The 24,412-nt window shown below is 47.5% G+C and carries 11 protein-coding genes; 3 read left to right on the plus strand and 8 right to left on the minus strand.

Annotated elements, in window-relative coordinates:
* The first annotated feature begins 192 nt into the window (after nt 1–192).
* Nucleotides 193–1,491 carry an ammonium transporter gene (locus B9A32_RS04795; protein WP_084067253.1) on the plus strand — a complete coding sequence of 433 codons (1,299 nt, stop codon included), beginning with the start codon at nt 193–195 and terminating at the stop codon, nt 1,489–1,491.
* Between the two features lie 86 nt (nt 1,492–1,577).
* On the opposite strand, the gene B9A32_RS04800 is transcribed toward B9A32_RS04795, so the two are convergent.
* The gene (locus tag B9A32_RS04800) at nt 1,578–2,357 is read right to left on the minus strand and encodes an enoyl-CoA hydratase/isomerase family protein (RefSeq protein ID WP_084067254.1); all 780 of its coding nucleotides are present in this window, start codon (nt 2,355–2,357) and stop codon (nt 1,578–1,580) included.
* Nucleotides 2,358–2,833: 476 nt separating this feature from the next.
* A complete protein-coding gene (locus tag B9A32_RS22290) occupies nt 2,834–2,965 on the minus strand; it encodes a hypothetical protein (RefSeq protein ID WP_269748999.1) in 132 nt (43 codons plus the stop codon).
* 20 nt (nt 2,966–2,985) lie between these two features.
* Here B9A32_RS22290 and B9A32_RS04810 point away from each other — a divergent pair, with 20 nt between their 5' ends.
* Both B9A32_RS04810 and B9A32_RS04815 read left to right on the plus strand, forming a co-directional pair.
* Entirely contained in the window at nt 2,986–3,720 is a 735-nt protein-coding gene (locus B9A32_RS04810; protein ID WP_084067256.1) for an AzlC family ABC transporter permease, read from the plus strand.
* A 2-nt stretch (nt 3,721–3,722) separates the two neighbouring features.
* Complete coding sequence (locus B9A32_RS04815; RefSeq protein WP_232367045.1) at nt 3,723–4,070, plus strand: AzlD domain-containing protein; 348 nt, start codon at nt 3,723–3,725, stop codon at nt 4,068–4,070.
* A 342-nt stretch (nt 4,071–4,412) separates the two neighbouring features.
* Here the strand turns inward: B9A32_RS04815 and B9A32_RS04820 are convergent, their stop codons facing one another.
* The 6 genes from B9A32_RS04820 to B9A32_RS04845 all read right to left on the minus strand — a co-directional run bounded on the left by B9A32_RS04820 (nt 4,413) and on the right by B9A32_RS04845 (nt 24,147).
* A complete protein-coding gene (locus tag B9A32_RS04820; protein WP_084067257.1) occupies nt 4,413–8,594 on the minus strand; it encodes a hypothetical protein in 4,182 nt (1,393 codons plus the stop codon).
* Nucleotides 8,595–8,968: 374 nt separating this feature from the next.
* A complete protein-coding gene (locus B9A32_RS04825; protein ID WP_139795710.1) occupies nt 8,969–14,830 on the minus strand; it encodes a ferritin family protein in 5,862 nt (1,953 codons plus the stop codon).
* Nucleotides 14,781–15,725 carry a hypothetical protein gene (locus B9A32_RS04830; protein WP_084067259.1) on the minus strand — a complete coding sequence of 315 codons (945 nt, stop codon included), beginning with the start codon at nt 15,723–15,725 and terminating at the stop codon, nt 14,781–14,783. The genes B9A32_RS04825 and B9A32_RS04830 overlap by 50 nt, the downstream gene beginning before the upstream one ends.
* Nucleotides 15,715–18,186, minus strand: a complete 2,472-nt coding sequence (locus B9A32_RS04835) for a hypothetical protein (protein WP_212637747.1) — start codon at nt 18,184–18,186, stop codon at nt 15,715–15,717. Before B9A32_RS04835 ends, B9A32_RS04830 begins: the two co-directional genes overlap by 11 nt.
* On the minus strand, nt 18,183–21,467 hold the full coding sequence (locus B9A32_RS04840; protein WP_170923707.1) for a poly-gamma-glutamate biosynthesis protein PgsC/CapC: 3,285 nt from the start codon (nt 21,465–21,467) through the stop codon (nt 18,183–18,185). Before B9A32_RS04840 ends, B9A32_RS04835 begins: the two co-directional genes overlap by 4 nt.
* Nucleotides 21,406–24,147: a CHASE2 domain-containing protein gene (locus B9A32_RS04845; protein WP_084067262.1), complete on the minus strand. Its 2,742-nt coding sequence runs from the start codon at nt 24,145–24,147 to the stop codon at nt 21,406–21,408. The genes B9A32_RS04840 and B9A32_RS04845 overlap by 62 nt, the downstream gene beginning before the upstream one ends.
* Nucleotides 24,148–24,412: the final 265 nt, after the last annotated feature.

Consider the following 24,412-nt stretch of genomic DNA (forward strand, 5'->3'; position numbering starts at 1 on the left):
AATGTATTTATTCGTTTTTGATGGTTTTTGAAATGTGTGGAATTTTTGAAAAAATATCATTTGATAACAATATGTTATTTGAAAGTGGTTTTCGGTGGCATGGAGTTTGATTGTCCTTAAAGACAGCAATGAACATGATACTTAAATACCGATAAACGGATGAACAGCACTTTTGAAAACAGGGAGATAAATATGTTGTTTAAAGTGATAAGCGCAGCAGGCTTGGTGGGTACGTTTTTATCAGGAACAGCTTTTGCCGGGGACGCCTCCGCATTGAGTCCGGGGGACACGGCATGGATTCTTGTGGCCACGGCCCTGGTGATGATGATGACACCGGCGGGGCTTGCCCTTTTTTACGGTGGCATGTCCCGGTATAAAAATTTATTGAACACCTATGCCATGACCTTTGTGTCCTATTGCATTGGCAGTCTGGTGTGGGTGGCCTGGGGATACAGCCTCACCTTCAGTGGTGAAGGGGCTTTTATCGGTAATTTTGATTTTCTTTTTTTAAAGGGCATGGATATCAGTTCCCTGAGTGGTACCATTCCAAGCTATGTCTTTGTGGTATTTCAAATGACCTTTGCCTGCATCACCGTTGCCCTGGTGCTGGGTTCTGCGGTGGACAGGCTTAAATTTTCTTCCTGGCTTATTTTTTCTGTGCTTTGGTTGACCTTTGTTTATACCCCTGTGGCCCACTGGGTGTGGGGTGGCGGATGGATGGATAAGGTTTTGGGTGCTCTGGATTTTGCCGGGGGAAATGTGGTGCACATCAATGCCGGTGTGGCAGGGCTTGTGCTCTCTTTGATGCTGGGTAAACGAAGGGGATATGGTAAAGATGTTATGTTTCCTTCAAGTATCGCTCTCACGGCCCTTGGCGCGGCATTGTTGTGGTTTGGATGGTTTGGCTTTAATGCCGGCAGTGCCCTGGCAGCTGACGGGCTCTCTGCCTCTGCCTTTTTGGTGACCAACTCCTCTGCTGCCGCCGGTGCCGTTACCTGGATGCTTGTGGAGTGGAAATTCAGCGGAAAACCAACGGTGCTGGGTATTGCATCAGGTGTTGTGGCAGGCCTTGTGGCCATTACACCGGCAGCAGGGTTTGTTGGGCTTTTTGCCTCCATTATGCTGGGTGGGGTTGCCGGGGGACTTGGGTATTTCAGTGTGGCCGTGTTGAAAAAGAAACTGGGGTATGACGATTCCCTGGATGCCTTTGGTGTTCATGGTGTGTGTGGTATTTGGGGAGCCTTGGGAACCGGACTTTTTGCAGACCCTGCCATTACAGGTGATATTGCAGGGCTTTTCCACGGTAATCCCGGTCAGCTCTGGGCACAGTTTTTGTCTGTGATCGCCACCATGGCCTTCTCGGCTGTGGCCACCTTTGTTGTGGTTCTTATTACAAAGATGTTGACATCCGGTCTGCGGGTGGAATTGGATGAAGAGATTGAAGGACTTGACTCTGCCATTCATGGTGAGCGGGGCTTTGAATTGATTTAACTCCTCCCTTTTAAACAGCTTTTTAAGCACAAAGGCCACCTTGATCTATTATTTTTCAAGGTGGCCTTTATTTATGGATAAGGTTGCTATTTTTCTTTCCATTCAGGATTTCGTTTTTCCAGGAAGGCTCTGATACCTTCTTCCGCATCTTCTGTGGTACACAACCGGGCAAAGGCTTCATTCATATATTCAAAGGATTTGTGATATTCAAGATCTGCAGCGGCATAAAATGATTTTTTGGCAATCTGCAGGGCCACCGGGCTTTTCCGGGCCAGGATGGCGGCCCAGTTGCGTGCCTCTTTTTCCAGATCCTCTGCCGGTACGGTTTTGTTGATCAATCCCATGTCAAGGGCCGTGTCAGCCGTGATCAAGTCGCCGTAAAACAATAGTTCCAGAGCCTTTTTGCGGCCAATGGACCGGGTCACAGGTACAATGGGGCCGATGCAGTTTAAACCCACATTGATGGCGGTGAGCCCCAGGCGTGTCTTATCACTTGCAATGGCAAGGTCTGCTGCTGCCACAAGACCTGCACCATTGGCAGCTGCCACCCCATGCACCTGGGCGATGACAGGTTTTTTCATTTTACTGATTGTCACCAGGGGGGTTTCCATGCATTCAATCCATTCTCGATACTCAGAGGCTGTTTTACCAAAAAAGTCCCCCACATCAATGCCGGCACAGAATGCCTTTCCTTCACCTTTGATAAGAACCACCCGCACTGCTTTTTGTGCATCAAGATCAAGCAGCGCGTGATTCAGTTCCGTGGCAAGGGAGGTTGTGAATGTATTTAACTGTCCGGGACGATTCAGGGTTATTTGACCAACAAAGTCTTCACCGATTTCAACAACAATAGTTTCATAGTCCATGGCATTCACCTCTTTGAGCGTTTTTAGTTGTTTTGTTCTTCATTCATGAGTCTGAAATTCTCATTTCTCATACCCCATGGGACGTGTTTCATTTCAAAAAAACACATTATATGGCGGTAAATTGGAGAATTGATGACCAATGGGTTCCTTCTGTGTAAATCAACACATTGCATCTGGCATTGGATATGGTGCTATTCAATGATCCTTTTTTTCCAGTGTGTTTGCAAAAAAGTACAGGCCGATGTCAAGAGAAGGCCTGTCCATGTCAGTTATATCCAGATATGTCCAAAGATTGGGCATTGAATGATGAGGTCTGCATGGATTTGTTAACATATATTATGGGGGAAAACAACTGTGACATTGGTTTCGCAATGCTTCTGATTTTGATTTGTCAAAGCATGTACAATGGAAAATTTGAAATCAAAGATGATGATACAATGGTTTGAATTTTGTGAAAACTGTGATAAATGCCATATTTAGAAAGTTGCCTTTCCTTTTTGAAAGTTGATATCCAATTTTTTTATAACCGCCACGGGCGGACCGTATTCTGATCCGGTTCCGCCCACAACAAAGCTTGAAATACGCCTCTGATCTGCGGAGTGTTTCATATAAAAAACGAGATCGTAATATGAACAATACCGTTTCTTCCATAAAAAATACGCCCCTGTCCCAGTGCCTTGAAGGGGCAAAGGACACTTTTCCTTTAGTTGTCGGGGCTGTTCCCTTTGGCATCATTTTCGGAACGTTGGGTGCCACGGCCGGGCTTTCCTTTGCAGCGGTCATGGGAATGTCCCTGTTTGTTTTTGCCGGATCTTCCCAGTTTGTCTGCGTCAGCCTTGTGCTTGCGGGCACAGCCTGGCCCATGATTGTGTTAACCACATTTGTGGTGAATCTGCGCCACATGCTCTATGGTGCCACCATGGTACCTTTTTATAAGGATCTCAACTCCCTTTGGAAAATGGTGCTGGCCTTTGGGCTCACGGATGAAACCTTTGCCGTGGCGGTTACCCGCTACAACCGAGATGACGGGATTGCCAATAAAGAGTACTATAATCTGGGTTCCATGATATTTATGTATGCCAATTGGAATTTTTGCACCTTTGTGGGACTCACAGCGGGTAAAGCCTTTCCGGAGATATCCCAGTGGGGACTTGATTTTGCCATGCCCGCCACATTCATTGGCATTGTTATCCCCTATCTTGTGTCAAAACCCATGTGGGCATCGGTGGTCATCGCCGGAATCATCTCCATTGTGGCCGGGGGGTTGCCCCATAAATTAGGGCTGATGGTGGCCGCCGTTGCAGGGGTTGCTGTGGGACTTGTGTGTGAAAAAATGTTTTCCGGTAAAAAGGAGCTGATTTAAACGTGTCTGGTATTAATATTCAACTCAATGAAATTTATATGCTTGTGGGGATGACCCTGGTGACCTTTGGGATCCGATATGTCATGTTCCCCATTTCCGGGCGATTTGAATTTCCTGCATTGTTTCAACGGGGATTGCGATATGTCCCCCCAGTGGTTCTCACAGCCATTATTGTGCCGTCGGTGCTCATGCACGATGGAGAAACCCTTGACCTTAGTTTGACCAATCCCTATCTCATTGGCGCCATTGCCGCCTGTGTCATTGGTGGGTTGTTTAAAAATTTATTGTTGACCATTGTGGTGAGTATGGTGATTTTTCTGGGGTGCCAGTGGGTGTTTGCCCTGGGTTGACCCTTTTGTGGTGGTGTGATCAAACCCCGAAATTCATATAACCGCCACGGGCGGACCGTATTTTGATCCGGTTCCACCCACAACGAAGCTTGAAATACGCCCCTCATTTTTGGAGTATTTCATATAAAGCCAATTGGCTTGAAAGTTAATGTTTTGCCGGGTGTTGTCTTATCCTTGTTAATTTTCCCATTGCATGGGAGATCTGGATGGCGCAGGAAAAAAATAACACTTCCCTCATTAAAATAAAGTTACAACATGGAGCTTTATTGGGTGGCAGTTTTTTGGGGAGAATAGAAAATTCAGTTATAATTCGTTGGTGTTTTTATCTTAAAATCAGATATGTTATCCAGAAAACCACCCACCCTTTTGTCTCTGGTTAAGCTTTTTTAACTCAATGGCGGCCCTGTCATGGCTAATGCGTTCATTGATCAGATCTTTATAGATTAAATTGGCCTGTTTTCGTCGTTTAACCGCATCTCCGGCATCCAGAATGGATTCCAGGAAATCTTTGATTTTTGTTTTTACATTGCTTTTGGGAACAACGCTTTTAAGGGTTTTTTTGATCTCCGTCATGGCGTTGTGAAGATTGGAGCGTATCAGGGAAAATCCTGCCTGGTATCGTTCTGTCTGGGCAATGGTCATTCTTTCTGATTTTATCAGCGTCTCTTCCAAACAGTCCTCACATAGAATGCCGTATTCCTGGAATGCGCTCAGTTCATTAAATCCCTGTTCAAAAAGTTCCGGTTCCCTTTCATTTAAAAGTTTTTGGCAGGAGAGATGGCATTTTTCCCAGGCCTGCCACCGATATACATAATCAAGGCCCGGTCCTTTGATGTTTTGCATGCCCATGATTCTGTTCAACAACCCCGGGGGAGTATGGCGGCATATGGTGTCAATGATCTGATTTCCGGTGACATGAAGGTTATCAATGACGATCAGTTTTTCTTTAAACCAGGTGGTGAGCAACGCTTTAAACTCTGTATCCAGGTTGTTGGCATTTTCTTCCCGGGTGAGTTTTTCTTCAAACTGCGTGACACATTGCAGTTGTTCCTGCCATTTTTTTAGCAGGGTCTCTATTTCCCGGGCCTCTTTTTCCCGCTGAAACGAGGTCAGTTTTTCTGTTACTGCCCTGGTATCCTCCATGGCATTTTCCAGCTCTTTTTCACTTAATGTCACTTCGATTCCCTGGGCCATGGCCTCCAGGCGTTGGATAATGGTTTGGGAATTTAATGGAATTTTCATTCTTTTTACCATGGAACGAAAAATATCAAGGGCGGATTCCGCGGAGGGATGTTCCCCGGAGTACAGGCTTATTTTTGCCAGATAATCCTCCCAGGCCGTGTTGATAAACCCCATGAGTCCGGTGAGGTTGGAACCGATGAGGAAATGATAGTCCACGCTCAGGTCCTCAACCATAATCGTTGCAAACATGCGGGTTCTGGGGATTCTGTCGGCCCGGTTATTCACAAGGGTGCTGATGAGGGTGTCTGTCTGTTTTTCATAATCGTGGGACTCAAAACCTGTGCGCCTCCAGTTACTGATGGTGGCAAATCGCTCGTTGGCAGACATGCCGTTGATAAATTCCAGCCGCCTTCTTCTGATGGGGGCAATGGGAAAAATTTTCAAGGCCCCTATGTCCGGAACCACCCGGTCAGCCATTTCCCGGACGGCAAAATCAGGGTCAATGTCCAGCATCTGGGAGAGCTTGAGGACTAGGGCCACATTACTGGGGTGTTCCTCATGGGGAAATCTGCCAAGGACGTCGGGGGTTAAAAGACCTGACTCCAGCCACCCGGTGTATTGAATCTGTGTCTTTTTTTTGTTTGCCGATTCCCTGAGGATGTGTTGCATATCCTCTTCTGAGGTAATGAGGGTGCCCTTTTGGGGAATAAAATTGGTCATCACCCGGGGAATATCAATGCCTGCCGGTCCCTGGATGTCTTCGTGGTCGGGGTAGGTGTTGGTGATGGTGGAAAAATCGTCCCGGGTCCAGTGCTGCTGCAATACAGACACAAAGGGCGGGGTCAGGGCCATGCACTCCCATAGAAATATCTTTGATCTTAATTTCCGGGTCATGCAGATCATATTGTGGTGCTCCCAGATGGTTGCCTTGTCATAGGGCCGAAACAGGAACATTTCCCGGGTTTCTCCAAAGGGCACCGCATGCAGAAACATGGCCTCACACCCGGTGGTCTTGTTCACAAATCCATGCCCCAGGGCCTCTATCACAGCCGCTTTTAATCGTTCCACACCGGATTTTCCCCGGGTGCCCCAGCCCCCGATGACAAGGGAGATTTTTTTTCTGGCCGTGAGCACCTCATGGTTCAAGTAGAGGTGGCGAAGTATAAAAAAGGCAAAAAGTACCAGGGTGAAAATCCCCAGTTCATACAATGAGTTTTCATAGGCTGAAAAAAAGTAATATTTAAAATCGTTCCAGAGGTCAGGAGTGAACAATGGCAGGGCATAGACAAAAAAGCGCTGTACGGAACGATCTTCATCTTTTTGTTTTGCGCCCGGACCTTTGAACCCATGGAACTGTATGGTAAATCCCAGTTTCCGCAGGGCATTGATATACCCCTGGGGCGGGGATTGGCTCTGTTCGTGCCAATTTCTCAATTTGGTGTATTTCACAAAGCCCAGTGTCAGTCGCATAACAGCCATGATGCTTGTGAAAATTCCCCGGGGCCGGGCCATGTGGGTTACGCCTTCGGGGGTGAAAATTTTAATGGATTTTTTTGAGAACAGCTGTTTGGAACAGGACAGGGCTTCATCCACCAGGGGCAGATAGGGGCGCCATCCTGATTCTGTATCAAAATAAAGGGGTTCTCCAGGCACTTTGGTTTCGGTGAGTTCGCTGCCGATGCCCGAAGGTGCCCTGACATGGGAGTGGAATTTTCTGCCGGTGACATGGCTGAACCCTTGCCTTTTATCTGGAGAAGATGAAAAAAACTCGTGTAGAAACCGCCACATGCGAAATCCAAAGCGATCTCCCCGGAACAGCCAAATGCCGGTGATGCCCTTTTTAAGTCCCAGGCTGAAATCGTCATGGGCAAGCACGGACAGTATTCGACCGGTCCGATCCGGGTCCATATTTGTAAACCAGGCCCGGGGAAGACGTTTTTTTTTGCCGGGTTTGATGTGGGGTATCACCCCCTTTAATTTTGCTGTTAACTTCCTGGATCGGGGATCGGCCTGCACAGTGAGCTGCTCCCGGGCCATGGCTGCCCATCGTCGAACGGAAAGGGAAAGGGAATGCTGATGCAGCTGGGTGATCATGGGTAATTGTCTTCCCAGGAATTTCTCTGCTTCATCATGGGGGGCTGAGTTGATAAAGCCATCCATGATATTTGTTGTCACCTTGAACCCCACCCGGAGGACAAAATCGTCCTTTTCCCGGGAAAAATGGTCAAACATCATATCAGAAACCGTGTGGGGAAACTGCTTTAGTAACGCCTGTGATGATCCCAGGGCCAGCAGGGCTTCGGCCCGCACCTGGGGCGAGATGTCTTTTAGAATAATATGACGCAGCCAGGCGGTGATGTCCTCGTTCCCGGTTCTATAGGTGGTGATAAATGCAATGAGTATGGCCGGTACCGCTTGTCTTACAAAGGGGCTGATGTCCCGGGAGATGGTGGGCAGAAATTTTTTAATCTCTTTTTCATTGTCAATGTGATCTTCCAGAAGTTGAACCGCTTTTCTGCGAACAAACAGATCATCCCCATGGGTGGGGTTGAAAAGCCGCCGGGTGGCTGCCTGGAAAAAGGAGGTGGGGTCCAGCAGCGAAAGAAGCTCAAAGGCTTCACACTGAATCCATATCTGCTGACGAATATCCAGGGATGCCCTGTAGATAAAGGTAATAATCCCCTCTTCTATGTGCCGGGCCTTGATATGGGGGGGAAGACCCTTGATGATTTGGCTCATGCAGCGAAAGGTTTCTATTTTCACCCGTTCATCACCGTTGTAAGCCAGCAGGGGTTTCAGGGTTTTTTCAATGTTAACATGATTGAGCAGTCTGGTCTGTTCTGTTTCATGGTCGCTATTTTTTAAAAGGATTGAGGCAATTGCCCCGAATCGATTGAGCAGAAAAACAAGCCGGTACTCGGCACGGGAGATCCTGGTGCGGCAGCGTTCCAGCACGGCATCATACCCAAACCAGCGTTTAAAGGCCTTTTTATCTCCCCGGATACCGGCAGGGGATGCCCCTAAATCCCTGGCAAATTGCAGGATTAACTCTTTTTTTTCAAGACTTGTGGTGGCGGATGCAAATCGTTGGGTAAAGTCTGCCTGCATAAAAAGCAGGGCGTTTATGGTATCCAGTTCTCCCTTAAAGGTGTCCACCAGAAAATTAAGGATCTGATAAGAGAGCCAGGCCTTTTGGGTGGTGTGTTCCGGTGGGTTCTTAAGTCCATCTCTTTTCATCAGGGATTTTGTGAGTTCACCGATGTTTTCTTTAAAAAGCCTGCTGTCCATGGGGGAGAGTGCTGTTTCAAAAAGCTGACGTATCTCTTTTTTAAGTTGTTTCATATGCCTGTTATGTCTCAGAATTTTTATAAAAAGCCATGTTCAACGCTTCCCGGCAGCGCCCTCGACGTTTCCGTTTCGGACAGGGCAGGCGTCGGATGCGGCATCATAGCATTTTCAACATTCGTTGTGTCCGTCAGGACATACCCGTTTAGATGAAAAGGCAGCCTCCAAGGCAACCTAAGGCAGAGCCCCCCCCCCCCCGATGGGCAATAGGAACCGGACAATTGAGCTGTCTACAGTTCCGGTCCGGGCCCATTGCCCATCGGGGGGGCGGCGGTATGATACCATTTAACAGTTTCAATATTCGTTGTGGTCAGGCCGAGTCCAGAATCAGGTCTGTCCGTGGCAGTTATGGCAAACCTTATTTCCAGCCACTAATCACGCCATATACGGTTGTTCTCTGTTTGTGGGATGTCGCGTTTGTGGATGGAGTAAAAATCCAGGTCACCGGGCCTGATATCTTTCAATCCCCGTCCCCGGCTGAAAAACCAGGACAATGAAAACAACACGGCAGACTCATTGTTATCCAGATCCTGGGAGAACTCCAGGCCCAGGGTAAACCGCCGCTGGTTACACATCCACTGATGCCATGTGAGATCCAGATCCACGTGGTTTCTTTTAATATCATTGTCCCTGTCATTATCTGCAAAATAATAGGCATTTCGATAGGCCAAGTGGGCATTTAAATTGCCAAAAAGCTGTTTCCAGCCCACCTGAATTTTCACATTATCCGGGTTGAAAATATTAAAATCTTCATTGCTGTTTATCCCACCCCGTAAAAACCACACCGTGTCCAGCCAGGGTTTGAACGCAGCATATTCTGTGAGAGAAACACCTGTTTTATGATCCTTTTTATAGCTGCTGAACACATCGGAATCGGTGCGGTGATCTGGATACTTATCCAGATCATCCATACTCAACACCCTTCCAAAGAGTGAAAAAGCGGGCATGTGATAGGATTTGGGTCCCAGGGATCTTTTTTGAAATATCCTTGCCTTGATAAAGCCTGCATATTCTCCGGCGGGGGATTGAAAAAAATCAAATCTGGATGCATCTGGTTTTTGCATGTAAAGGCTTGATTTTATGTTAAAGCCCAGGGAACTTTGATCCGGATAATGGAAAAAATCTTCCTTTATTCCCAGGGTGGCACCGCCCTGTTCTATAAATCGGCTTAAAAAGGATGTTTTAAAATAACCCGGAAGATTCTCAGCATGGTAATAATGGGTGGCCGAGATTTCATATTGATGGTCCTGGGACGCCACATCATCGTCTTCCTGTCGACTGAAAGGTTTTTTATAACCGGCGCTTAAAGACCATGTGCCGTCCTCTTGGGAACCCAATGGATAGGCATCGTGGAACCAGATGTTTTCAACGGGTTTTTTCCATTGAAAATGTTTATGCGGGGCGGGTAAGGCATCGTATTGGATTTTCACGGGCCGTACGTTGGGGGGATCTGTCGGTGTGGATTTTTTCCATCGCCGGTGGATCCGGTACAGGGCCTGTTTTTCAGCTTTATCCGGTGTCAGAACAAGGCGCTGCCATCCCTTTTCAATGTATTGGTGCCGGGTCCGGGTTTCCTGTTGTTTTTGCTGATCAATGCGTATCCATGCCGGTCCCTGGATATTGACCACCACAGGTGCATCATGGGTTGCCGTATAAAAGGCCCGGCGGGGGGGCGTATCCAGGGTGACGTCTGCGCAGGTGCGACTTTTTGGGGTTGTTTCACAAAATGAAACCCTCAACAGCTGATTGGCATAGCCCGCCACAATGCCAAGGGTCAGGCGGTGTTCTCCCCTGGCAACAGGGGCTGAAAATTCATGGTTCTCCACACCGGGCATGAGGGTGATAATTTTTGGGGGTAGATCATCTATCTGATAGAACAAGGTCACCGGGGCTGGCTGTAAAATGGGCAGATCCATGGCAGAGACGGTTGCTTTAATCATGGCAGGTGTGGTGTTTTTCATGAAAAATACCAGATCATTTTCCCTGGTGATCACCTGTTCTCCCTTGAAAACTTCAGGGAAAAGTGCTTTTCTAACTCGCAGTTGCCGGGATTCCGGTTGCCATTTTTCCATGGGAATGCGGGTGATCCCGGCGTCGGCCTGCACCGTGGTGACAGGTTTCCAGGCGGTTTGCCGGGTGATCTGTCCTAAAAGGGCCCCAAGACCCGGCAGGTGGCTGTGGCGGGAAAAAAGATCCTGGGCCTCCGCCTCAATGGACAAGAGGTTTTCCGGGGTTTTCCGGGCCGCCTTTACCAGGGTTGCCATGTGATTAAAAATTTTTTCTTTTTCACCGGGATATTTTTTGTGCGCCGGTAATGGCAGTTTGGCATGCTCGGGGATGTCACGGCGCTTGCGGTTGAGCTCTTCCCAGGACACAGGAGAAACGGCAACAGCAGATATGGTGACCGTTTCCGGGGAATCCCAGGTCGGGTACGGCAGGAGCCATGGGTCATCTTTAAAAAAAGTGTCTGGGGTGGCAGCGCCATGGGCCTTGCTGGGGACAGGATTGTTTTTTTCCCTGGATGACCAGATCCTGTCAATGGATAGCACCGCTTCTATTTTGAGAAGATTTCTTATTTTTGAGGCGGTGAACAAGGAAGCATATTTGTTTGATGGACAAGGGATAGTTTTATGGGGGCTGTGCAAAAATTTATCCGTATTTGAAATGTGTGGGGTGCAACTTTTGGTTGGAAGGCCGGGGCTGGGCCTCCTCTCATCACATGGTTCGGTAATGCAGATATGCAACCGTGGGTGTATGGATGCGCTGGTGTCAACATGGGCATTTTTCATGACCGCCGCCACATTGTCAATGTTCAGCACGGGGAGCACACCGGCCAGGGGCATGACCGGTCTGAGCAGATCAAAGGAGACAATAAGGGGCATTGCAGGGGTGTTAATCTCAACTTCATTTATCCCCGGCCCAAGATTAATTTCCCGGGAGACACTTTGCCCCGGTACAAGGCTGTTTTCACCCACCAGGGAAAGCCCCTGGGCCGGAAGATTATTCACAATGGGAATATCATGGCAGGTGGTGTTGTGTGTAATGGAGAACCAGTTATTCACCGGTACGCTGTTATCTTTTTCGTGCAGGAGCCGTGCCGTTACTTTTAAAGTGAACGGGCCATAGAACCTTGCTTTCACCGACTTTGAGGGGGTGGCCCGGAAGGCCCTGGCATAAAGATTTCTTGGTTTACTGCGGGTCATTACAGCCCCATCATAATCCAGAACCCCGTCTCCGGCATTTTGCCAGGCGTAATCCCCGGGCAGATTGTTACTCCATGATTCCCAATCAAGGATGCCCTGGATTCGTTTTTCTTTGTCTTTGGAAAAGAGACTCGCTTTAATGGCCATGCCTTTTATCACCGCTTTTTTAACGGCCTTTCCCTTGTCCCCGGCATTTTCAAGCGCTTCACAGGCGTTGCGGTATTGTCCTTGATACAAAAGCATCTGGGCCTGCCACCAGGCCATTTTCCGGGGAAGGCTTATCTCTTTCATCGTTTCCATATACACTTTGAACCAGCCCAGACGTCCGGCGGTTTTTAACAAAAGGTCCGTGGGTTTAACCGGACAGGGAATGACGGTTGCCAGCATCATGGCATGGAAAAAATGACCATCTTCAAACAATTGTTCGGCCAGGATTTTAAAATTGTCAGCAGTGGGGTATTGCATGGCATTTGCCGCGTACAGGGGCAAATGCTTTTTGGGGGATTTGCCGTTGCGGTAAAAGGTGACAAGGCGTTGAAAGGCCTCATGTGACACCTTGGGGGGTGATTTTAAAAACAATTGTCTGAGAAAGGTTTCTGCAAGATAACTCTCCCCCAGCAGGATCAGCTGGTCCACCATTTTAAAACCGGCCCGGGCTCTGATTTTTCCTGTGCTGTTGGCAAAAAGTGCCGACCATTTTTCCAGGGCCTGCAGGGGCTGATCTTCTGCTTCCAGGGCGTTGGCTTTTTCTGTTATGGCGGTGATCCTTGCCCGGGAGATGCGGTTGGATCCGGGATCGGGAAACAGCCCTCCCTGTCCCCCACGGAAAAGGGCATCATTGGCGCGTATCAAGCGAACCAATGGGGTCCAGTGATGGTTCAGATCCGTTTTTATCATCTCCATGGAGGGGTCGGGTTTGTCTTTTTTTCCCGGATCGGATGAGAGAAATGCCACAAAATCGGTAAAAAGATCCTGGGAAGATCCCACGGTTTTCAGGGCCTGGAGATACTCTGATTCTCCCATGCGGTGGGGCAGGGAATCCCGATACTGAACCGCTGCCATGGCAGTGGTGTTTTCTCCCCACAGGGTAAAGCGGTCCACATTCACTGGAAGGGGCAGTTCAATAAAGGCGGGCTTGATAAGGGTCTCCGGGTATAACGGCCATGGGAACACATTGTTTTGATCCGGTTCTGAGCTCAGTAAGGATGGAAAAATGGTACTGATTTTTGAAGCTGCGTTTTTAACATTTTGTCTGATAAATTCATGGTTCTGCAGGTGATTTAGGGGGGATTCCCGAAGTCGTTGCAAGGCAAGTCCAGCCTCTGCCGGGGAGATGCGAAAGTCCTGTGACGCTGCTTCATAACAGGGGGCCACGGTGAAGATCATGGTCTGTTGGCCTTGGATATGGGGTGGTGTTTCCTGGGAATCGTTCACCCGGTTTTTTCCAGAAACCGGGTCTTTGGAACTGGATTGAGTGTTGTTGAATTTAATGAAAAATGTCTGGGACACATTTCGGGGGGCAATGATGATGCGAAGGGTGGATGGCGCGTTTCTTGTGGGCAACCGGTACACCAGGGGGTGCTTGTCATTTGAGGGGATTTTCACAAAACTGCTTTCCTGGATCAGGCTGAGAAGTCGGGCTTCATGTTGGCGTGCCACGGTCATATGGTGATCGTGACGTCGTTTGAGCCGGGGCAGTATAAATCGAAAAGATTGCTGGTCATCTCTGTCCGGTTTATTGAACGGCAACAGGTCACGGAAAAAAGTATGGGCCGCATAAAGCTTTTTTGCCGCTTTTTGGACTCCCGGGGCATCGGGTCGTTTTTTTGCCTGCTCATCCATTGAAAAAGCCCCGGACAATCCCCCCTGGGGTCTTGCATTGTCCCGCACTGTTTTTTGGGCTGTGATTTCAATTTCAGATAAAGTTGGCTTATCTGTAACGCCTTTGTCTCCTGTGGGGATGGATGCCGCTGCACGAATCAGTTTGTCCCTTGTTTGTTCATAGGAGATGGGGGCATTGAGGTGTGAAAACAGGTAATCAGGATTATCTTGTTTAAGAACCCGGGCAATGAGACCTGCCCGGGAATGAAGGGTAAGGGTGTGCTTTCCCCGGGGAACAGTTAAAAAAGCCCGTTGCATTCTGCCGCAAACCAGGGGGGTGCCATCCATGAAAATTTGTTTTGATGTTTCCGGCGGGGTTTCAAAATTCAGGGTGGCAAAGGGGGTATCATCCATGGCAACGTTGACAAAATACCCCAGTCCCCGGGATTGCTCCGGGGCGGGGTAGAGCAGCCGGGTTTCAATGGCAATACGGACCGGTCCTTCAAGGGTCAATTGCCGGGGGACGTTTGTGCCGACCTGCCAGAATCGTTGGGTCCCCGGTACCTTATTTTGAGAAACGGTCACAGGGTCTCCGTTAAGGCAGAGCCGTGTTCTATGGGGGGCAAGAGAGCTTAAGGGCTCCTGTCTCAGGGTGAACAATGCCATTGTTATGCAGGTCTTTTCCTGGAGGGGAAGAGATATGCGGCACATGGCCGGGTCATCCGTGGGAGGGACAACCAGACCGGCGAGCCTGTCCGGTGTCATGGGAATTTTTTGGAATGCGTGGAGACCGGTGCCATTGGAGATGGAGATTTTCAAGGGATCAAGGGGGGTGCAGCCATCCGGGGAAACAATGCGGAGCGTGCTGTTTTCCGGTATTTTTACCTTAACCGATTCCCCGGGTTCAAGGGGGATGATATGCATACCGTATTCCATGCTGTATTCTGGATCGGGTCCGGCAAGTAATTGGCTTTGGTTTTCAATATTGTCCCATCTTAGGGGTAATTCATAATGGGTTAAGAGATCCAGCTGCATTTGATCCACATGGGCCTGGATATGAACAGGGCTGGACCATAAAACAGCAATGGCCCCCAAAAGGTATATTATCTGTTTTTTTAAATAACCGCCAAGGGCAGCGCTCATTTTGACCTTGGTTCCCTTAAAATTTCGTGAGACATGTTGAGAATAAGCCTCTTGTGTGTGGCTCATTTGCTATTTTTCCCCTCATGGAATGGTTCATTTCAATGTGGATAAATCCTTTATGACCGGCGGCCCTGAGGGTACGTCCAATGATGTTGCGGGTGCCCCCAAGCTCTTGTACATCATCCGGGTACAGGCGGATGTTGCCGGAGAGTTTCTGCTGCAGGCATTCCCGGCAGGCCTGGGCCCGGGCGCTTGTGTATCGGGTACCGGCGCTGATGATCATGTCCGACTCCCTGCCTTGCCCGGTTTTTCGTTTTTTGGCGGCAAAGCCATGGAGTTGTATCAGGCTTCCCCTGGGAAATGCCCTGATAAAGGCCTTTGTAAATGCTGTGAAAAAGGTGTCTGGTCGTGCAGCCATGTCCCAGTTTTCTTGCCTTTCAGGGGATGAATTTTCACTGTTTTTTTGTTTGTTTGCGGCTGTTTTATTTTTTTTTCTGTTGCCATACCGGTGTACGGAGTTAAACAAGGTGGCGGCAAAATTGCCTTCTAAGGATAAGCGGATGCCGATCTGGCCGGTGAAGTGATCGTGAAACCCGTGGGGAATCATCAACACCCGGTTTGACCGGGTATGCCCGGGAAAAATATACCCCCCCCTGCCGCTGCCATGGCCCGGGGCCTCCATGACAAGCAGAAAAATCTTGCCTGCATATGCTGTTTCAGAAATGGAAAAGTGAAGCTTCTCCCATTCCTGGCCCATCTGTTTTCCCCGTTCCCCTTTTAACAGTCGGTAAAATAATGATTCCACCTGCTGAAGCTCCTCCGGGGAGGGGGGAATAAAAATATTATCTGCTTTTGTCTGCTTTAGATGGGCTTCCAGTGTATGATATGCGTCGTTGGCCGAACAAAACGGTGCCTGGAGCAGACAAAGGGTCATGATGATTATCCATTGTTTAAAGGTCATGGTTTGCCTCCCGGAAAAGTTTTCGCATGGGATGCTCACCCGGTGTCACCCTGTAGGGCACCACATATCCCCTTGAACCTTTTTCCAGCATCATTTTAATGGTGTAATTGCCGGGTTTGAGGTCTGATCCCAGGGGAATAAAGCAGTGCTGCCATGATCCCAGCGGGGGGGGAGAGGTGTTGAGGACATAGACCGGGCCATTGTTATCAGAACGGACACTGTATCGTCTTGCAAGCAGAGTTAATTTATCATAGGGGCCTTCGGTTCCCCCCCCCGGGGCTTGAATGGTGACCTTGAATTGTAATCGCTGTGAATTGTTCCCCGGGAAAAAAAGGGCCAGGGACAGGGTCTCATCCCCGGGGGAAACCTTGGTGTAGTTCAGATGTATTCCCCGCTGGGTCAGGGGATGGGCAAATCTGAGAAAATATCCGGCATCCCGGGACTGGATGAGATTGATAAAGACTTTAACAGGTTTGGAACTGTGGATGCGCATCACATGCTTTCCCGGGGAAACAGGGGGCAGGGTCAAGGTGCCAGAAGCGCCCATGAGGGCTTCCCGGTGGTGGGTTTTGCCGTCCAGTATCACTTTGATCTCAAAGGGGTGTGAACTGTTTTTGCCATAAAATATCAACCGGGGTCCCATGGTTCTGAGGGCTGCCGGGGCTTTAAACGTCACTGTTACGGGCCGGTTAAGGGCAATGGGCTTGAAGTTTGATACAAGGGCGCTGTCACGCCGGTATGTTTTTTGCTCCGAAGGGACCAGTAAATAATAGCCTTTTGCATTGTTTTCCGGTTCAAAGGTTTCCCACTTGAAATTACCGGCAATGATATCCCGGTTGATTGTGGGGGGCCGGGGCCGGGTGTGGATCACAGTGGATGCCATGGGAAAGACAGTGGCATCCCTTTCCAGGGGGCGTATGGGAAACCAGGTTGCCCGGGGCTTTTCCTGTGCATCGTCTGCTGGATAATAATCCTCCGGTACCCGGGTGAATTTTACCATGCCCGGAGGTCTGTTGTGGCCATTGACAAGCAATGGGGCCGGTGAGGAAAATTGTATGTATCCCACCCCGGGAGGGAGTTTAAAATGAAAAACCAATGGATCTGATAAAATGGTCGGGGTGCCGTTTTCCACCAGGCGGTCATACAGGGACGGGGTCAAAGCAAGGGGGACGGTCTTCTTTTTCAGCACATTGCCCGTGGTGTCAAGCAGGGTGTAATCAAGGCGGGTGTCCACAGGTTCAAAGACGGTCATCTGTGTTCTGACACTTGCCCGAAACGGGGTAAACGCCCCTCCCCGGCCACGGGATATCCGGTAGGTCAAAGGGGTGGCGGCATCCACGGGCCATACCCGCAATGTAGAGGGGGACGGGGTGATATCCACTTCCGGGTCTTTGTCAATTTGATGAATTAATACACTGACCCCTTGATCACAACTTAATTCCATGATGCCGGGAGAAAAATGTTTAATATAGTGGGTATCCGCCCCTTTCCATGGGATGTTCCATTCCAGGGTTTTTTGTTTTTTCCCAAACCATTTTAATGTGATGGAAGGAGGGAAGGAGGGTGTCATCATGTCCGGGGCCTGGAAAAACGATAATTTCAGGTCAAGCCCCTGTTCCGGGATGGGCAGAGTGACCCTTAGGTGTTCATCCATGGCAATACCCCTGGTCCGGGCTGCGGGCAACACCGGGATATCTTCAACCTCTTTTAAGACATACAGTCTGCGGGTAACATAATCAATCCCCTCCGATCCCACAGGGGCCAGGGGCCGCCAGGCCCTGCGGACAAGGTTTTTTGTTTCTGCTTCGGTTAAAAATTCAGTGGGATAAATATTGCCCCGGGCAAGTTTTGTTTTTTTTGCTTTTCCTGTGCGTTTCCAAAGGTGTTCCAGTTTTGCCTTGCCCACGGTTTCAGAAAAATAAAGTCGCATGACCACATCTGAAACAATGGCATCTTTCCGAAAAAGGCGAAAGCGTGCCTTGAGATTCTGTGTGTGCGGTATTCCCTTTAAATCCAGGTTAATAACCCTGCCGTCGCCGGGGATCAGGGCATGATCAAAATAATAACTTGCCGTGGTTCCCTGGCCCAGGGCAGGATCGCCGTACAGGGTAATGGCGGTGTGCTGGTGATACACCCCGGATTTAAGGATGTTATTTTCTTTGTCAAGAATCTCAAATGCCAGGGCATAATGAATGGGTGTATTTTTATCATATGCAGCGTCTTTGGCCATGTTGGCCGTGGTGATGATCTTGATGGCATCGGTTCCCGGAGGAAGTTCAAACTGTGTCCATGGTTTTTGTGCCAGGGTATAGCACAGGCTTATTTTTGCCTCTGGATGTTTAAGGTGGGTGATCAGTTTGTCTTTTAATTTTGCATAAAAGGGGTGTGATGCCATGGCGGCTGTGCAACAGACCATTAGCATTACCATTGAAAAAAATGGGAGCAGGTAAAATTTTTTCACTGTTTTTTCCATTCCAGCCATGGGATTCTTCCATCAACATAATGGGATATGGTGTTCAAGTCCACATTTTCAGGATTGATAACCAACTGTGTGTTTTCATCCCTTGGAAAGAGATTGACCACCGCAGTCAGTCGGTCCGTGTTTTGGAATATCAATAAAAAACTTTGTTTTGAATTAAGGTCAATGACCCGTTCATATGTGAGATGGGGCCATTGATGCATGATATTATCAAGCACAATGATATCATGGGTTTTTATGTAGGCCGACATCAGGGATTTATACCCCCGGGGCAATGGCAAGCTCATTTTTTTCATGCCATGCACCACCGTAAAAAGATCGGCTTCCCGGGTGTCGATGCCCAATGCAAGGAATTGATTGGCATGTATGGTGTTATCTGTCTGCTGTCGAAAGTGGGCCCGGAGTTCGGGGGAGAGCCATATGGTGCCAAATTCTTTATTTTGGGAATGATCAAGATACATGGCCTGGGGGCTTTTGCCCACCTCATAACCGGCAGTGCCCGGAGAGCCGTCCAAAAGTTTAACCCTGAGACCGTTTTTCTCTAAGGAGGTGATCAAGTCACGGGTCAGGTCATTGAGGGTGCTGAACAATTTTACCCCGGATTTTAAGGCCAGCAGAACATCTGTGTCGGGCAGGGCGGTTCCCATGGCCCTGCACTGGACGACCATCAACGGGGCATCGCCGTTTTCTCTGATAATCACCTGGTTCACCAGTGTATAGATGCTCTCCTTGTTTTTCATGCGTATGATATCTGATGAACCATCCCGGTTGGTCAGGGGATGGGCTGTACTGATCATGAGACATTTTGCCTTGATTCGCTCAAAAAGTGCAACAGAATATTCAAAAACATTTATTTCCGACAACGGCCGGGGGACCTGAATGATATAAGGATTTGACGGTCCAAGGCGAAAAATATAGCTGCCCCGGAATCGTTTTGTACCCATACCCTCTTTTTCCGATAAAATCAGATAATCCTGCCCCGATGTTTTGTGATGATATTGAATGATTTCATAACCCATGACAGCACAGGAGGTATTTAAGGCATTTAATTCACTTAAGGCCTCTGGAGACCAGCTGTTTTGCGTGTACATTTCCCGGGATATGTTCACAAGGGGAGTTAAAATTTCATGGTCAAAAAAGAGCAGTTCCTCAAATTTCGGGGGAATATATAGATCTGTTCCCTTTTTTGCGATGTTTTCCTTTCCCCGGAGCAACCAGTCCTGGAGATACCCCACAATACTCTGTTCCCTTATTTCAAAGGGAAGGTCTTTGCTTGCAAAGGGTGGTTTAAACATTAAATCCCTTGCCTGGGTTCGGTTTAAAATCAACTCTGCAAAACCGGAATGGGCCGTATCTGCCAGAATGTTTTTAAACGGGGAGCGTCCCCAGTTGATGCGAAATTCACCAATGATCTTTTCCAGCGCCACAAGATTAAGCCCCGAAGGCAGCGATGATTTCACCCAGAGCATGGAATCAATGAGGGGTTGATCGGTAAATATGGGGGCGGAGCGTTTGCCTGTGAATACCCGGATGGTTTTGGCTGTGTGGCCCCTGATCTGGAGAATATTGGTGTTGGAAACAAGTCGCTGGAACATGGAAAACAGGCTGGAATGGGTTTTAAGAATGTCTGATGAGCCGTCATCATTGGTTTTTAGACCAGAGCCGCCCAGGGCAAGAGCCCGGGCATTAAATGATGTAAACAGCCAGGTTCCGGCCTCCAGGGTGCCCCATTCGTCCAGGGGGGCCGGTACTTCAATGAGCATGGCATTGCCCGGGGTCATGTTAAATACATAGCTTCCCCATCCCTTTTGCGGTGTGTGTTCATACAGGTAGATATAATTGTTTTCCACGGTGGTCATGGTGTAGTTGATGGCGCTGAGGAGTTTTTTTGCTCCCTGGAGACTTTTGTCGTCTTTTGTACGGATATGGTGTTCAATGGCCTTTATGGCTTCGGAGAAGATTTCCAGATCCCGGGGCAGGGGAGGAGCATAGGCGTTTTTTTCCAGGGTGGCAAACAACTTCACCCGATCCGTTTTCAGCACATCAATGAGCCGTTTGTCCTGCAAGGATTTTGGCGGTTGGGGCACTTGGGTGAACAATTGGGTGGTCAGGGAAAAGATGTTGGGAACAAAGGTAATGCCAAAGCCAATGGCGCTGGCCACAATCACCGCCGCCAATGAGGTTTGAAGGGTGGCCCTTGTCACCCGCAACGCAATATTTTTATCGTGCATTTTAACGGCCAGGAGGGTGGTGAGAAGGTACCCAAACCCATAAAAATCAGTTACTTTGTATTGGGGAAACCACCAGATGATGGCCCAACCTGCAAGCAGTTTATACAAAAAGCCAATATTAAAAAAAAGAAGGGTTTTCCGGGCCCCTTCCATGTTGGCTTCCTTGAAAAAAGAAAGTTTTAATGTCAGGGAGGCACAGATCAGAATCACAAAGGTTTCAAGAAACGTGTATATCAGCTTTTCCGGCTGGTACCATTGCAGGGCCAGCAATGACGGAATTAAAATACCACTGTAATCCCATCCATAGCGAAGGTTCATCCGGGAGGCCACAACCGAGGTGGTCAAAAGGATAATATAGGCCTTGGGGCTGGAGAGCATGGAGGCTGCCATGTCTTCGTACATGTAGACGATGTTGCCCATATTAAAATTGGTAAAGCCAATTAAAACATATCTGACAATGAGATAGGTGGCAGCAAGGGTTATAAATGCTGGAAATATCCCTTTTTTAAACCCCGGTTTCCACAATTGATTGGCAAGCAGGGCCACCACAATTAAACCAAAGCTGTGGAGATTATTCCGATAATCAAACACAATCCCCAGGCGTGTGGTTACATACTCTCCTGCCAGGGGTAAAACAATCATATCAAAGATCAATCGCACAATGACGCTCATCAACAGCAGGGCAAAGAAGCGGTCCCTTCCAAAAAAGCTGCTCCACCGCCCCAGGCCGGAGAGGTATTCTGAATAAAACCACACCAGAAAATAGGTGATCACGGCTTCAAATATAATAACAGCGGCAGAGAGCGGTTTTATCATGAAAAGTGGGATCAGGTACCCGGGGACAACCAGACCACTCAATACCCAGCCCAGTCTGAGATTGAAAAAACAGGTGACACACACCCCCACCCACACCGTGGTTGTCACGGAATTGGCAAGGCTTCCCGGTGGAAATAAGGTCAGTGAAAAAGATTCAAGCATGGCGAGGTGTCCGTCTTCTTTCTTTAAATTCAATGAGCCGGAGATGAAATTCAATGCCATCTCCCACACCGCTTTTACCGGTGAGCTCCCCCTTCCATCTTTTCAGTGTGGGAAGCATTTCATGGAGCGTTTTAAATGCCTTGGAATCGGTTAAATGTTTTGAGGACAAGTAGCGCTGAAAATCTTCATCGGGCATGCCATACCCTGAGTTATAAAGTATATACAATAAATGATTTTTCCGGGACTCCACCTTGATGTGTATTGTGGTTTCCTCGTAGGCATCCTGTAGAAGGATAAAAAGTAAGGAAGTAAAAATTTTTTTTAAATCTAATGGGTTGGCTATGGTCATATTTGGCATTGTATCTGGTTTGACATCAAAGATAAGTTGTCTTTTGGCCGCCTCTTCCCCCATGCTTCCCATGGCAGCGGTGAGAATTTTCATGATAATGATAGGAAATAGCTGGCGATTTTCAGAAAAAATATCTTTTCCCATGTAATCGTCAAGTTCATTCATAAAATCTATCATATCTTCTTTTTTACCTTTAAGGCTTTTAACCAGGTCCTTTTTTTCATCGGCAACCATGTCATTTTCTTCAAGCATCATGCATGCGTTCGTGATGGACTCCACCCCATCTTTAAGACGAGCGTTGCTGCGTTGGAAAAAATCTGCTTTTAGACTGATAAAATCCTTGATGTCAGTTACGTCATTCATTTCAAAGAGTATACCATGAAGATCAAATGGGTAGGCTTCATCTTTGAGAAAATTCTTTTTTTCATCAATTAAGGGACGGATGGTAAGCATATAAGCTTTTTTATGATTTGTTATATTTACTGGCAGATTGACATTGTCGTGATTTAAAATAATTTGATTAAGCAGATTTCTAATTTCTTCTGTCGAATGATTTGTTAGCTGTACAGCAAGGTCCAGGGCACTCATTTTAAATGGCGTTGTAATGTTTATTTTTTTTAGGGTTTGAATCATACCTTCATTTATATGGGTCACTTGGCCGAAAATATCATATAAAACAATGGCGGATGCCAGTGAATTAAAAACAAGGTCCAAGACTGAAAGGCGCCGCCCAAGCATGCGGATGGTATTGCTGACTTCCTGGTAAAGATTTTCCTTTGCCTCAAGGCGTAATATTTTATTTATCACTTTCTTTTTGCCTGCTTGTGCAATACGCCATTTTGCTCGTTTGTAAAGTATTTCAGCTATTTCCAACGCAAAACGTTGGATTGCGGGAAGAAGATTGTTGATTTCATCGGCGTTGCTGGATGAGATGACAAAGGCCCAAAATCCTTGAATTTGTCCTTCAAAAATCAGTGGGACTATATATTGTTCATCCTCTTTTTTGACTTTTTTAAAGTATGATTTAATTTGAATGGGACTATTTTCTTCAATGGCAGTGGAATATGGGGTTCTTTCATAATCTCTGCGTCTTTCTTCAATATCTTTAATGGAGGTGTTCAGTGCAATTATCTCCTTTACCCGGTGGTCGTTTCTTACCTTTTCCAAAAAGATGACCCGTTCAAGGTTTAGAGTTTGGTTTACCATGTTTATTACACTGGTCCAATAATCCTTGGATGCATAAAAGCCAGTGGGCAAAAAGTGTTTTTGCATCTGGTTGGATCGGGCGAGAATCATTTTTTTTAAAAATTCAGTTTTTGAGACATAGGTCCTCAAAAAGATAAAGTTAATTACAATAGCTTCGGTGATAATAATTTCAAATAAAGGTGGCCAAAACAGTGTGTATGATAATATAAACCAGTTTAAAACAAAGGATGCTACGAAAAAAAGTATTGTAAAGATAAAAGCCATGGTGCCATTGAGCAGGGTATAGGCGGTGAGTCCAAGAATGGTAATCAAGATTATAAACAATAAAGTTGTCAAGGGGCGAGAGCAGGTGATTGGCTTTTGTTCTATGAGTGTATCCAGTATATATCCATGATATTCCACCAGGGAAATGCTATTTTTCCCCGAATGGATGGGGGTTTGGAAACCTGGTGAGTTTGGCATTTTTTTCAATCCAATGATGATACTGCGATTTTTAACCAATTCTGCAATAACATTGCCAGATAAGGTTTTTTCAAAGTCAATATTGGGAAGCTTTGTCATGGCTCCCATGAAATTAATTGAAAATATATCTTCTTCGGGTAGCCCATGAATACCCCGTTTTGTTGCCGCCTCCATGAGAAAACTGGGGGTTTTTTGATGATTGATATTAAAATAGCTTCTCCCCATGCGGTGGACACCATAATGATCTGGGGGTATTTCATAGGGTGCCATAACAATTTGTTTGCCCCGGGCCTGGGAAGGGATGGGGGCAAATTGTTCTGATTCTGTGGGGTCTTTGGGTTTAAACAATTGTCTGCCAAAAATGACGTTTTCCATGGCAGCGGCTGTGTCATAAAAATTTTCAGATACCATGGGAGGAAAGAAAGAAAAGATAACCTGACTGACCCCGGCGTTTTTAAGACGGGTAAGGATTGTGAGCCACTCCTTGTCTCCCTGGTGGTGCTGATCATAGCTTACCTCCATGATCATCACCTTTTCGGCGTTATGCGTGGAGGCTGGCTGGAGTTTGACAAAGGCGTCATAAAAAATATTGTTGGGAAAATTAAAAAAACCTGCCAGACTCAGGACCCACACCAGAAGAACGGTTGTAAAACCCATATATACGGCAATATATCTTGGTTTTTTGTCCATTGTGCTGTTTCCCTCTTCAAGATCCATTTTTATAATTGCCAGAATCGGGTCAGAATACGGTCTGCCCGTGGCGGTTTATATGAAATACTCCGCAAACCGGGAGTGTATTTCAAGCTTTGTTGTGGGCAGAACCGGATCCGAATACGGTCCGCCCGTGGCGGTTATATAGAAGAATATATGCCCGGACGAACATAACGAATAAAAAAGATGTACCATACCGATTCAATGCCTGCTTTTTCGATATTGTGACATGAAAAAAGTATATGTGATACAAAAAAATGGTTTTTGGGGG

Source organism: Desulfocicer vacuolatum DSM 3385 (assembly GCF_900176365.1).
Taxonomy (GTDB): Bacteria; Desulfobacterota; Desulfobacteria; order Desulfobacterales; family Desulfobacteraceae; genus Desulfocicer; species Desulfocicer vacuolatum.

Bases quoted from the DNA above. Each gene is read 5' to 3' on its own strand.
- B9A32_RS04795 (WP_084067253.1), top strand. From the start codon at position 193: ATGTTGTTTAAAGTGATAAGCGCAGCAGGCTTGGTGGGTACGTTTTTA.
- B9A32_RS04800 (WP_084067254.1), bottom strand. From the start codon at position 2,357: ATGGACTATGAAACTATTGTTGTTGAAATCGGTGAAGACTTTGTTGGT.
- B9A32_RS22290 (WP_269748999.1), bottom strand. From the start codon at position 2,965: ATGAAACACTCCGCAGATCAGAGGCGTATTTCAAGCTTTGTTGTGGGC.
- B9A32_RS04810 (WP_084067256.1), top strand. From the start codon at position 2,986: ATGAACAATACCGTTTCTTCCATAAAAAATACGCCCCTGTCCCAGTGC.
- B9A32_RS04820 (WP_084067257.1), bottom strand. From the start codon at position 8,594: ATGAAACAACTTAAAAAAGAGATACGTCAGCTTTTTGAAACAGCACTC.
- B9A32_RS04825 (WP_139795710.1), bottom strand. From the start codon at position 14,830: ATGAGCCACACACAAGAGGCTTATTCTCAACATGTCTCACGAAATTTT.
- B9A32_RS04830 (WP_084067259.1), bottom strand. From the start codon at position 15,725: ATGACCTTTAAACAATGGATAATCATCATGACCCTTTGTCTGCTCCAG.
- B9A32_RS04845 (WP_084067262.1), bottom strand. From the start codon at position 24,147: ATGGATCTTGAAGAGGGAAACAGCACAATGGACAAAAAACCAAGATAT.